Here is a 12,787-nt window from a genome sequence, read left to right as displayed (position 1 = left end):
GATTATTGATTCTGCAAAAATCGCATTATGTTGTCGTAGATGCGGTTCTCTATATCGGAAGTATCGGCGGGAAGGAATTTTTCACCCATAATATTCTCGTAGAGCTCTATATAACGCTCAGAAACGGATTGTACATACTTATCAGTCATCGTAGGTACTTTTTGCCCTTTTTCACCTTGAAAGCCCTTCGAAATGAGCCACTGGCGTACAAATTCTTTGGAGAGCTGTATTTGGGGTTCACCGTTTTCTTGTCGTTCGTCATAGCCTTCTTTATAGAAATAACGAGAGGAATCGGGGGTGTGAATTTCGTCGATGAGCACTATTTCGCCATCGCGGGTTTTACCGAATTCGTATTTAGTATCTACCAAGATGAGTCCGTGTTTAGAGGCGATTTCAGTACCGCGAGCAAAGAGTGCGTAGGTGTATTTTTCCATCAATCGATAGTCTTCCTCGCTTACAATTCCTTTGCGAATGAGGTCTTCACGGGAAATATCTTCGTCGTGCAAGCCTTGTTCGGCTTTGGTAGCCGGAGTAATAATGGGGTGTTGTGGGAACATATCGAACTCTCTCAAACCTTCTGGCAAGGGGACTCCCGATAGTTTACGCACGCCATTTTTGTAGAGACGAGCCGAGTGCCCTGCAAGATAACCGCGAATGACCATTTCCACTTTTAGCGGTTCGCACACTTGACCAATAGAAACATTAGGGTCAGGAGAAGCAATAAGCCAATTAGGTACAATATCTTCAGTTTGTTGCAAGAAACTTACAGCCATTTGATTTAATATCTGACCTTTGTAAGGAATACCTTTGGGTAGAATGGTATCGAAAGCCGAAATACGGTCGGTAGCAATCATAATGAGGGTATCATCTTTAAGTTGATACACATCACGCACTTTCCCTCTGTAAACGGATTTTTGTTTAGGGAATTTAAAGTTTGTTTTTGTTATAGTATTCATTTCTGTAAATGGTTAAAAATCTCTTCTCGGTGCAAAGGTACAAAATAATTACAAATTACGGATTACGAATTATGAAAAAAATGAGTGAAGAAATTGTAATACCTTAAATACCAGAAATGCCAAATAAAGATTAGAAAATTAGCAAATTTGAAAATTAGAAAATGGGAAGTGTAGTTAATGGTTAATGGTTAATGATTAATGGTTAATGGTGAAATTGGGGGAGGATTATACAAAGCTTATGGGATAATCGAACGATGAGTGGCTCTACAGTGGCTCTACAGTGGCTCTACAGTGGCTCTACAGTGGCTCTACAGTGGCTCTACAGTGGCTCTACAGTGGCTCTACAACGAACAAAAGACGAAGGAATGACGAACAGAAAACGAACCTACGATGAAGGTAAGGCAAATCTAAGATAGAGATAAAAAGAAGGTTATTAGTTGGAATTCAACTTTGGCAATGTTTGAAACTTTGGCAAAGTTCATACAAAAGACGGTGCAAGCCGCACGGGCAGTCGTAGCAGGGCAGGCAAGTAGGAAAAGAATGAACAAAGAAATGATGAAGATTTCTTGTAGTTAATGCGAAGATAGGAGGAAGTTTATTGAAAGTTTTTATTTTTCAGCGGTGAGTTCTTCGTAGCGTTTTAGCACATCTTTTACGTTGCGAATGGATTTCTTTGTCCAATTAATAAGAGTGCTGAGGCGTTCTTCGTCGGTGAGTTGCCAAGCTACTTGGCTACAACGGAGTTTATCAGTAAGCTGTTGCAGGACAATGGCTACCGCTACTGAGATATTCAAACTTTCGGTAAAACCTACCATTGGAATTTTTAAATATGTATCAGCTTGTGAGAGTACTTGCTGGGAGAGTCCTTCTTTTTCTGTACCAAAGAAGAAAGCACTCTTTTTACTAATATCGAAGTCGTTGAGGAAATAAGCGTCCTTGTGTGGGGTTGTTGCCACAATTTGGTAACCTTGGGCACGGAGGGCATCGATACAACTTTGGGTGTCGTTATAGCGGAAGACGTCTACCCATTTTTGAGCACCCATTGCTATTTTGGCATCAAGGCGTTTGCCAAATCGTCCTTCTATGCTGTGTGCTTGTTGTACGCCAAAGACTTCGCAAGTGCGCACTACGGCACTGGTGTTATGCATTTGGAATACATCTTCCATCGCTACCGTAAAGTGATTGGTACGCGCGCTTATTACCTGTAAAAAACGTTCCTTGCGTTCTTCGGTAATAAAATGTTCTAAATAGGTGAGTAATTCTTGATTCATAGTTTTTTCTCAAAGGCTTTGCGGGGAGTACCTCTGAAAGTAACTTCACCGCAGTACTTATAGCCTAATTTTTCGAATAGGTGTAACATCGGGGCATTATCGAAATTAGTATCGGCTCGCAAAGAAGGAATGCCTTTATTGTAAGCTATTTCTTCTATCTTTTGAAGAAGAAACTTTGCTAAGCCACGCCCCAAATGGTCAGGCGAAATTGCTACGCGATGAAATACCATAAAGTCGGCATTGGTAAGCCATTTGCCCTTGATAGCCTCATAAGCAGGTTCGTTGTTGATGAGGAGAGCAACATAGCCTAATATTTCGTTGCCTTCCGTGAGTACATAGCCATATTGATGGGCGATATCGTTAGCTATAACCTCTTCATTAGGGTAGCCGTCTTGCCACTGGTTACTGCCATCGGCTTTGCGACGCTCAATAGCAGCAGATAGAATTGTCCAAATAGCAGGAGTATCCTCAGGCATTGCTATTCTAAGCGTTACATTTTCGTTCACTGTGTTACTTGTTACCTATTAAAACCCTGCAAATGTACAAAAAACTTTGCTAATTGCAATATTTTGACTAACTTGCCCCGCTTTTTAGCTTTTGAGAATATGAGTACACCCCCCAATGCCATTGAGGTAACCCACCTCAGCAAACAATATAAAGAAGCCACTAGCCTTGCCTTGAACGATGTGACGTTTAAGGTGAGAAGAGGAGAAATTTATGGTATTTTAGGACCTAATGGAGCGGGAAAAACTACCTTGATGTCTATTCTTTTTGGGAGTATCAAACCTACGATGGGGAGTTTTTCTATTGTAGGACTTACTTATAAAGATACAAGCCTTAGGTATAAAATAGGGGTGGTTCCGCAAGAATACGCTTTGTATCCTACGCTTACCGCTCGCGAAAACTTGCATTATTTCGGTAGCCTGTATGGACTCAAAGGCAAACAACTAAAAGCACTCACTGACGAAGCTATTGAACGAGTAGCCTTAGCCTCAGTTGCCAATAAGAAGATTGCTCATTTTTCGGGGGGAATGAAACGCCGTATCAACTTGGTGGCGGGTATATTGCACAGCCCTGAGGTGCTTTTCTTAGACGAACCTACAGTGGGGGTGGATGTGCAATCCAAAAATATTATTATCGATTATTTAAAGGAATTGAACAAAGGAGGAATGTCGATACTTTACACCTCCCATCATTTACAAGAGGCACAGGATTTTTGTGACCGTGTAGGTATTTTAAACGAAGGACAATTGCTAAAAGAAGACACGCCTCAAAACCTTATTACCGAAGTGCAAGCATTTAATTTGGAAGAAGCGTTTATTCAGGTAACAGGTAAAAAATAAAAGGTAATAAAAAAAGCTACCGAATTGGTAGCTTTTTTTTGTTTATATCTTATTTGATAAAATCTTTGTATTGAGGGTTTAATATTTTATATTCCTCTACTTTCCCGGAAGGGACATAAATGTTGCGCAAGAGTGTTTGATTAAATGCCATAGTTCCTATTCTAAAAGCATTAGGGTTACGTATGATTACGGTATGCAAATTGTCACACTTTGCAAAGGCATTATTTACTATATTATTTACTGTTTCAGGAAGTATAACACTTGTAAGTCTATTACAACCTGTGAAAGCTCTTGCTTCAATAGTAGTAACGCTTGAAGGAATATCTACATTTTGTAGATGAGTACAATTAGCAAAGGTTTGCGTTTTTATTTTTGTAATCCCTCTTCTTATATTCTCATTCGATACTTCTACACTTGTCAATTTAGTACATAGATAGAAAGCCTTAGCCCCTATATCTTTTACTTTATCCCCAATGACGAAAGTTCTCAACTGGTATGTGAGTTTATTTATTTCTGCATTAAAAGCATTGTCAGCTATGATTTCTACATCTTTTAGCTTAGGGTCAGTATTCATATCGATAAAACGTGTTTTCTCATTTTTCCATTTTAACAATATTTTTCCGTCAGCACTAAGTTCATAGTCTGTGTCACTCATTTGTTGAGCGGTAAGAGAAATACCGGTAGAAGGCCAACCTATATTAGTTTTAGGTCCATAGAATATTTTAGCTTCAGTATCGATATAGTAATCACCTTCTATTCCTTGACTCACAGGTTTGCCTTGTCCTGAATATATTTTAGAGCCATCTTTACCGGGAAGCCCTTGTGCTCCCGTAGCACCCGTAGCACCTGTTTCTCCTTTGTCTCCTTGAGCTTTTATATGAGTATCTTGATTCCCTATAAACCAATTACCATTCTCTCCTATATGAGGCGTAAGACCGTTTTGACCGTTTTGACCATTGGTGCCATTAGTACCATCAGTACCTTTTTCTCCTTGGGCTTTAATATGAGTATTCGTTTCACCTATATACCAAAAGCCATTTTTTATTTGAGGTACAGGAGCATCTTTTCCGTTTTGACCGTCGGTACCATTAGCACCATCGGCTCCTGCATCACCTTTTAAGCCTTTTAAAGAAATAGGAGTTCCCCAGCCTTGTACTGTTTTAGCTCCATAAAGATTGGCTGTAGATAGGTCGAGATAATAATCGCCTATCGTTCCTTGAGAAGCATCAGGCACGCCTATTCCTGAGAGGATTAAGTTGCCACGCTCACCGCGTTCTCCTTTTATTTCTACACGTTCTGTGTCGGTTTTGGTACATTGTACAAACACAAGACCAAGGCAACTTAATATTGCCATAAATAAGAATCTTTTCATACAAATTACTCTTCGATTAGCAGATAATATTAAAAATCGGGCGCAAAGATACAAAATAAGAAAATACAACAATGCTTTTACGGATAGTCTCTAATATCTTTATCTGTACATCGCCTCTATTTCACGACTATAATTGGCATAAATCACTTTTCTTCTGAGTTTAAGCGAAGGAGTAATCTCATTACGCTCAATAGTGAAAGCCGAAGGCAGAAGCGTAAACTTTTTAATCTGCTCGTAGTCGGGTAGGTCTTTCTGAAATTTTTGTAGTTGCTTACCTATGTACTCAATCACTTGGCTATGCTTTATCATATCTGCCGTGTTTTTGTACTTAAGGTTGAGATCTTTTAGTGCTTGTGAGAGCATCTCGTAGTTAGGTACAATAAGGGCAGAAACAAACTTCTTACCATCAGCAATCACAGCTATTTGTTCTATAAGGTTATACTTCCCTACCTTGCCTTCAATCATCTGTGGAGCAATGTATTTGCCGTTAGAGGTCTTCATCAGTTCTTTGATGCGTTCGGTGATAAAGAGATTGTTATTACCGTCCAAATTACCCGCATCACCCGTACGCAAATAACCATCAGGAGTAAAAGCTTTGGCGGTTTCTTCTGGGTTCTTGTAGTAACCCTTCATCACCATCCCTCCTTTTACCAATATCTCGTTCTCCTCTCCTATCCGCACTTGCACATTAGGCATCACATTCCCTACCGATTGTGGGTTGATACGATCGTCGCCCCAACAAGATATAGTAGCAGTCGTTTCGGTCATCCCATAACCTAATTTCAGGTTAATACCTATCGACTGAAAGAAACGTCCGATACTAGGTTCGAGGTTAGCCCCTCCACAAGGCATAAACTTAATGCGTCCACCAAGAGCCTCTTTCAGTTTCTTATACACCATTTTATCAAAAAGGTTATAAGCTTTCTGTAAGACAAACGACGGTTTCTTACCTTGTTCGCGTAATGCCAATACTCGTTTACCAGTAGCTATTGCCAAGCGGAAGAGCTTACGCTTTACAAATGACGATGCGTCAGCTCGGTCGTGTACGGTGGCAAATATCTTTTCGTAGAAGCGCGGTACAGCACACATCAAGGTAGGACGCACCTCAGCAAGGGCTTCGCGCACTAAGTTAGTATCATCTAAGTAATAAACAGTAACTGCTTTGTAAAGGCAGAAGTACGTCCACGCGCGTTCAAATACGTGCGATAGTGGCAAGAAAGCCAATGACGTATCAGTGTTATCTACGGTAGATAAGCGCTCGGTATGCCCTACCATCTGGAAAGCCAAATTCTCATAAGTAAGCATTACTCCCTTGGGCTCACCCGTAGTACCCGAAGTGTAGATAATCGTAAAAAGGTCGTCTAAATTGCGTTCTGCAATGCGCTTGTCTAACTCTGTATCATACTGCGGACTATTACCGAGTGCCAAAAAGTCATTCCAGTGAATGGAATACTGTTTTTCAGTAAGAGGTACTTCGTTATCACATACCACAATCATTTGCAAGGTGGGGCACTGAGAGGCTACTTCAAGAGCTTTGTGGTATTGCTTTTCATCGCCTACAAACAGCACTTTCACCTCAGCGTGGTTCATCACGTAGAGGGCTTGTTCAGCGGTATTTGTAGTATATATGGGTACCGGAATGGCGCGTATTTGCAAGCAAGCAAGGTCGGCAAGCGACCATTGTGGGGTGTTCTGTGCAAGAATCCCTACAGTTTCTTGGGGCTGGATACCCAATGAAAGCAGAGATTTAGATAAAAGGGTTGTGGTACTGCCTAAGGTCTCCCACGTAATACCTTTCCAATGAGAAGAAGCGTCTCTTCCCATCAAAGCGTCTTTCTGTGGGTATTGCTGTACATTATTGTGAAACAGCGATACAAAGTGATAGGCTGTTAAGTCCATTTCGTTATTGAATTAATTAGTCGGGGCAAAAGTATAAAATAATTTTCAATTGACAATCCACGCTCAATAAATAACAAATCCTATGCCACAAAAAAGAGGAATAGAGTCTACCTCTATTCCTCTCTTATCTCTATCTAATGTTTTTATTAGTTAAACAAACGCTCGAAGAAGTTCTTGCGTTTTTCATTCATTGAGTCATCTACTTGGTAAATATCGTCAGATACTGTCACGTTGTTATTATCAACACCCGATACGGTTTCAGCTGTAAATTTAGTTTGACCCTCTGACATAATACTTATCACAAAATCGATATAATCTTTTCCTTGCTTAGCCAAATAGTTTTTAAAGAAACGACTGCTCAATTCTACCCCCCCTATTCTCTCCATTTTCAAAAGTGAATCATAGAAAGGTGCCAAATAGTCTTTAATCGCTGCTTCAGGCACCGATCTTCTTCTGCCAATGTAATGTGTAATATTACCCGATGCATCACGACGCATTTCAAAATCAGTAACCACCCAGTAGTATTCTCCTGTTTTAGCTAAGTTCTTAATCACACCCACAAAGTTATTTCCCGCCTTTAAGTTATCCCAAAGAAGCTTAAAAATAAGTTTTGGCATATCGGGGTGGCGTATCAAGTTATGAGGTTGTCCTATGAGTTCTTCAGCAGTGTAGTGTGATACCTCACAAAACACATCATTCACTTTGGTAATAGTACCAATCGCATCTGTTTCACTGATGAGTACTTTGGTCTTATCCCACTGTACTTCACGGTCAATAGGAGTGGGTCTTGCAATTGTAGGTACAGCACTTTTAAATTCTGACATATTATTTTAAATTTTTTAGTTAATCACATATGTTGCTCTAGATAGTTATTGCACAAACAATCTACCAAAGAAACTCTTGCGTTTCTCGTTTTGAGCCTCATTCATAGTTACAATATCATCTGAAATCACTTGTGTAGTATCTACTGATGATACTTGATTTTCTTCGAAAGACACATTTTCTCTATTTTCATTCATTATATCTATAATGAAATCAATATAATCCTTGCCTTGTTTAGCTAAGTAGTTCTTGAAAAAACGGGTGCTAAGCTCCATTCCTCCTATCTTCTCAAGCTTCAAAAGCGTATCATAAAACGGTGCTACATAGTTGTCTATTACTCCTTTGGGCACCGATCTACGGCGTGCAATGTAGTGTGTGATATTTCCTTCAGCATCTCTACGCATTTCAAAATCGGTGATTACCCAATAATACTCTCCTGATTTTGCTAAGTTCTTAATCACCCCAATAAAGTTATTCCCCAATTTAAGGTTATCCCAAAGCAATTTAAAAATCAGTTTAGGCATATCAGGGTGGCGAATGATACTATGTGGTTGCCCTACCATTTCCGCAGCACTATAGCCACAAACATTGCAAAACACATCGTTTACATTGGTAATACGACCATAAATATCAGTTTCACTAATCACTACCAACGATTTATTCCAGTTCACCTCCTTGTCAATAGGAGTAGGACGTTGTACAGTAAGCTTAATGTCTCTATAATCTCTAATCATTACAAAATTAAATTTTGGTTATTATGGCACAAAAGTAATGCTTTTATTTTAATTATATGTATTTTTTTATCAAAAAATTTTCCTTACAACAATCTTCGCCTTTTATTAGTTTGATTTACAGCTTACTATAATAAAACTAACTCCTCTAATCTCTCTCTTTTTCTCTGGAAAAATAATACACATTCAGCATTTTTTCTCTCTCTTTTAATCTTGTATCCTCTTATTTTTGCTCCCCCTCTATCTCTTTGGTATATTTGTTATAGAGGAATGATGCTATCAGTAGCAATATCCCAAGCAGTACAAACACTATGGTCTTATGAAGAGTGTCGAGGTGGGTAGTATCGTAAAAGAATAACTTCAACAGCGTAAAACCTACCAGTATAATACCCGATATTCGCTGGTATTTCTTCCTTTTAAAAATACCCAATACTACCAATAAAATAGCATAACCTCCCCATAAAATTGTAAGACCTAATTTATAATTAGCTACCGACTCATATATATCTGTCCAGTGCAGTAATTCACTGCTAGCAACCCACAAAATAACCAGATGCAACAACATTTCCAATACACGCCTTGCTCCTGTTTTAAATTCCAAAAACTTACTGAGGGCATAAATGCTATTGCCTAATGCCACCAGCGAGAGCAAACCCACATATCTAATATTTAAAAACCAAAGGGATAACTGTCCTCCTTCCTGCGCTTCTTCCATATAACGTTCACGCAACTCACTGAAATAGTAAAGTCCCAAGGTCATAAATATAGTCAGTAACAAAAAGTTTAAGCCTATTTGTAGTTCTGCCAACAATTTCTTTTTCAGGTACTTCACGTTCAGAAAACTATAAGCCGAAATAAACAACACACTGTATATAATATGCCATACCCCTTTAAAAGTGTTCAGGTCTTGATATGCCACATAATGGCTGTAAATCTCAGGGTCTTGATGTAGAGCCCTCATATCGCAAAACACGCTTATCTCTCTGTAAAAAGTGCAATACAGAATAAGTACCGAAAAAATATTGAACAAAAAGCTCAACACTTTATTAAGCGTCCCTGTCTCTTTGTATTTATCATTGATATAAGCCATTGCTCCTACCGCCACACTATAAAGTAACCCTGTAATAAAGAGCGAGTTAGCAAAAGGCGTGATATACGCACTCGCGTCTTCCATATCAAAGATACTATAAGAGCCTTTCCCCCAATCTATCAGCAAACTGAAAGTAGCCAAAATCACTACTGCGTATGAAATTCGCTCGTACACAGGCATTTTTTTAGTACGTCCAAACCCAAAGAGTAACGCAGCTTCGGCTATCCAGAAGATAGTTATCCACGTTCCTTTAAACTGTATCGGGATTACCAAAGTAGCAAATGAGAGTGCCAACACCAAAACTAGGTATTTCAAAGCCTGAGAAGGCGTCTTTTTGAGGTGAAAATAATACCCCACCAAAAAGTGAAATACAGCGTTAAGCAATGTAAACATCGCCACAAAAGTCCGATTATTAGGATAATAATCCAATATAAGCCAAACACCCATCGCGTAGAACGACAAGCTACTAAACAAGAACAAAAGCACATCTACCGCTTCCAATTCCTGTACCCTGTGTATTTTCTGGGCTATAAAAGCAACATAGAAAGTGAGGAACGTTACCAAATTAAATACAAAGTAAGGTATAAAATCGTCGTACTGATAAGCCGATGCCCACGTCGAGAACAACAATAGCCAAGTGAGGAACAACGCCGAAATGTACAGTGAACGCCATTGCTTATAAAACGAAAGTATCAGCACACCTATGTTAATAATTGCTGTATACGCAAATAGGATTTCTACCTGACCCGAGTTATTACTCAAAAGAAAAGGTACCGCATAACCTCCCACAAGCCCTATAATAGCTATCACCACTTGGTTATAGCTCAACGAAGCAAGTACCGTAAAGGCTGTAAAGAGGAACATCAGCACAAAGGCAAGAGATTGCGGGAAATAACCAAAAACAGCATATGCAATAAAGGTGACGAAGTAAAAAATCGTCATTGCTCCACTCACCAAGATAGCACTAAAACTCTCATATTTTTTCTTGAGCATAGCTCCCGTTACAAAAAGCCCTATACCCATTAAGTAACCTAAAACCAAGCGCATTGCAGGGCTGATAAGGTTGTGTTGAATAGAGTATTTCACCCCTATAAACACCCCAATAATAATAATCACTATCCCTATCTTGCTAAACAAATTCTCACCGATAAATCGCTCCCAGTTAGTAGATTGCTTCGGCTCAAACGGATTTCTCACCTTCTTTTTAGGCACAAACGGATTCGTTTTTGTTGTAAAGGTAATCGGAGGGGTCTCTTGTTTCGGTTGTGAAGTTTCTTGCACCGGTTCAGCAACCGTCGCAACAGGCGTTTGCTTCTCTACAACAGCTGCCGTCATCTCCTCAGCCACAGTATTTATTGCGGTTTGTTCTTCAACAGGAGTTACCGTTTCCACAGGGGGAGTCTCTGTTACTGCCTCACGTGTACCCTCAGGCACTGCCGTTTCTGCGGGTACCGCCGAAGTTAATACCGAAGTAGCACGCATTTGGGCTTTCAGTTCCCAAAGTGTTTGCTTTATCTGCTTCATCTCTTTAATGAAGTCGTACTGCCTGTCCACAGCACCATCTACCTGAGCCATTAAGGCTTCTAAATCTTTTTCTGATACCATAACTTATAAGTAAAAGCGAAAGCTAATAAGCAATGAAAGCACAAAGGTAACAAAAAAAACTAATTTACCAAAATCACCCATATAATCCTTACAGCATTCACATTTAACGGATTCTCCTCCATTGAGAATATGCAAAAAGTTTTAAATAGGTATGATTGCGGATTGTCCCCCTTTGGAGGGGGAGCGGGGGAGGTAAGTTATAACACCCCTCCCCTACCCCAAACGCCCTTTACCCTAAATTACGAAAGTACACCCCTACGCCTTAGCTTTCGTTTTAATATATCTTTAACACTTCCTAAATGCCTGTTTCTCAATGTTTAATACAGTCATTGTATACCAATCGTCCAAGATTCGTATAAGCTTCCTATAAGCTTTCTATAAGCTAAGTACACTAAACCATACCTTCAACATCTTTCTAAACCTTTCTAAAATCCTTCCAAAAACTTTCGTTTGTCCTCAAACTCCCAGCCCTTTCACCCCTCTTCCCGAGACTTTCAAAGTCCCCCCGAGATTCTCCGAAAAACTCCGGTGTGTCGCTTTTGCGCTACACACTTAGCCAAAGTTTGAACTTTGGCTAAGTTAATTGGCATTACTGGCATTACTGGCATTATTGGCATTATCAAAACTCTTATAAAAGAACAAGTAACGGAAAGCATTTTTAAATTCTTCGTAAAAATTTCGTTATATTTTTTTCCAGATTACAAAATTATCCCTATCTTTGCCGATGCAAAATAAGTACATTCACTTATCAAGACTTTTATTTATTAAGAAATTAACTTTATATGACAACATTAGTAATTTTAGCGGCAGGTTTAGGAAGTCGCTTTGGTTCAGACAAGCAGTTAGAAAATATTCACAATGGCAACGCTTTGTTTGATTACGGTATTTACGACGCTCTACAAGCTGGTTTCGACAATGTAGTACTCATTATCCGTCGTGAAATCGACGATTTAGCACGCCAACACTTAGAAAATCGATTCAATAATGTGCCCATTACTTATGTATATCAAGACGATTTTAACCCAAAAGGCATCGAACGTAAAAAACCTTGGGGTACAGGGCACGCTATGCTTTGTGTAAAAGAGTTTGTAAAAAACCCTTTTCTCATCATCAATGCCGATGATTACTACGGCAAAGAAGGCTTTAAATTGATGTACGAAGCACTCAATGCTGGTAAAGAAAAAACATTCTTCTCAGGAGGATATCTACTGAAAAACACCCTTAGTGAAAACGGAACAGTTTCACGCGGTATCTGCGAAGTAGACGCCAATCATCACCTACTCTCTATCAACGAAGCTACCAAACTGCGTAAAATTAACGAAACTACTGCCGTAGACGAAGCTACGGGCGCCGAGTATCCCCTAAGCACCTACGTATCTATGAACTTCTGGGGATTTACTCACGAAGTTTTGGATATAGCCGACCGTTATTTCAAAGAATTTGTAGCCGAACATAAAGATGACCCTAAATCCGAATTTTACATCCCTATGGTAGTACAACACGCCATTAAGGATTACGGATATAAATTAGAAGTATTACCCAATCACGACAACTGGTTCGGTATGACCTATCACGAAGACCTCGCAATGGTACAAAACGAAATACAAAAACTCGTAGATAAAGGCGAGTACCCCGATAAATTCTAATAAAATGTTTAACCCGTAAGAGATAATAAGTTTTTTACTTCTTATCTCTTAC

At 39.4% G+C, this 12,787-nt stretch carries 12 protein-coding genes; 4 read left to right on the top strand and 8 right to left on the bottom strand.

Annotated elements, in window-relative coordinates:
* Positions 1 to 2: 2 nt before the first annotated feature.
* Entirely contained in the window at positions 3 to 956 is a 954-nt protein-coding gene (locus tag HW279_RS07160; RefSeq protein ID WP_009411722.1) for a phosphoribosylaminoimidazolesuccinocarboxamide synthase, read from the bottom strand.
* A 254-nt stretch (positions 957 to 1,210) separates the two neighbouring features.
* On the opposite strand from HW279_RS07160, the gene HW279_RS07155 reads away from it, so the two are divergent.
* A complete protein-coding gene (locus tag HW279_RS07155) occupies positions 1,211 to 1,372 on the top strand; it encodes a hypothetical protein (protein WP_178958478.1) in 162 nt (53 codons plus the stop codon).
* A gap of 192 nt (positions 1,373 to 1,564) precedes the next feature.
* Here HW279_RS07155 and HW279_RS07150 read toward each other — a convergent pair whose 3' ends face one another.
* Complete coding sequence (locus HW279_RS07150; RefSeq protein WP_178958477.1) at positions 1,565 to 2,227, bottom strand: TrmH family RNA methyltransferase; 663 nt, start codon at positions 2,225 to 2,227, stop codon at positions 1,565 to 1,567.
* Positions 2,224 to 2,733 (bottom strand): GNAT family N-acetyltransferase, encoded by a 510-nt coding sequence (locus HW279_RS07145; protein WP_178958476.1) that lies wholly within the window; start codon positions 2,731 to 2,733, stop codon positions 2,224 to 2,226. Before HW279_RS07145 ends, HW279_RS07150 begins: the two co-directional genes overlap by 4 nt.
* A 99-nt stretch (positions 2,734 to 2,832) precedes the next feature.
* On the opposite strand from HW279_RS07145, the gene HW279_RS07140 reads away from it, so the two are divergent.
* Positions 2,833 to 3,570 carry an ABC transporter ATP-binding protein gene (locus HW279_RS07140; RefSeq protein WP_178958475.1) on the top strand — a complete coding sequence of 246 codons (738 nt, stop codon included), beginning with the start codon at positions 2,833 to 2,835 and terminating at the stop codon, positions 3,568 to 3,570.
* A 49-nt stretch (positions 3,571 to 3,619) separates the two neighbouring features.
* Here HW279_RS07140 and HW279_RS07135 read toward each other — a convergent pair whose 3' ends face one another.
* The 5 genes from HW279_RS07135 to HW279_RS07115 form a co-directional block, all read right to left on the bottom strand.
* Positions 3,620 to 4,942, bottom strand: a complete 1,323-nt coding sequence (locus HW279_RS07135) for a leucine-rich repeat domain-containing protein (RefSeq protein ID WP_178958474.1) — start codon at positions 4,940 to 4,942, stop codon at positions 3,620 to 3,622.
* 99 nt (positions 4,943 to 5,041) lie between these two features.
* The gene (locus tag HW279_RS07130) at positions 5,042 to 6,841 is read right to left on the bottom strand and encodes an AMP-dependent synthetase/ligase (protein ID WP_178958473.1); all 1,800 of its coding nucleotides are present in this window, start codon (positions 6,839 to 6,841) and stop codon (positions 5,042 to 5,044) included.
* Positions 6,842 to 6,987: 146 nt separating this feature from the next.
* Positions 6,988 to 7,665, bottom strand: a complete 678-nt coding sequence (locus tag HW279_RS07125) for a PAS domain-containing protein (RefSeq protein ID WP_009420674.1) — start codon at positions 7,663 to 7,665, stop codon at positions 6,988 to 6,990.
* Positions 7,666 to 7,710: 45 nt separating this feature from the next.
* On the bottom strand, positions 7,711 to 8,397 hold the full coding sequence (locus tag HW279_RS07120) for a PAS domain-containing protein (RefSeq protein WP_009418637.1): 687 nt from the start codon (positions 8,395 to 8,397) through the stop codon (positions 7,711 to 7,713).
* Positions 8,398 to 8,617: 220 nt separating this feature from the next.
* Entirely contained in the window at positions 8,618 to 11,089 is a 2,472-nt protein-coding gene (locus HW279_RS07115) for a DUF2339 domain-containing protein (protein ID WP_178958472.1), read from the bottom strand.
* A 570-nt stretch (positions 11,090 to 11,659) separates the two neighbouring features.
* On the opposite strand from HW279_RS07115, the gene HW279_RS07110 reads away from it, so the two are divergent.
* Both HW279_RS07110 and HW279_RS07105 read left to right on the top strand, forming a co-directional pair.
* Positions 11,660 to 11,824 (top strand): hypothetical protein, encoded by a 165-nt coding sequence (locus HW279_RS07110; protein WP_180321179.1) that lies wholly within the window; start codon positions 11,660 to 11,662, stop codon positions 11,822 to 11,824.
* A 47-nt stretch (positions 11,825 to 11,871) separates the two neighbouring features.
* Positions 11,872 to 12,735, top strand: a complete 864-nt coding sequence (locus HW279_RS07105) for an NDP-sugar synthase (RefSeq protein ID WP_178958471.1) — start codon at positions 11,872 to 11,874, stop codon at positions 12,733 to 12,735.
* Positions 12,736 to 12,787 lie beyond the last annotated feature (52 nt).

Origin of the sequence: Capnocytophaga sp. oral taxon 903 (genome assembly GCF_013394785.1) — a bacterium.
Taxonomy (GTDB): Bacteria; Bacteroidota; Bacteroidia; order Flavobacteriales; family Flavobacteriaceae; genus Capnocytophaga; species Capnocytophaga ochracea.
The sequence above is the reverse complement of the archived record's forward strand: the minus strand, read 5'-3'. Positions and strand labels throughout refer to the sequence as shown.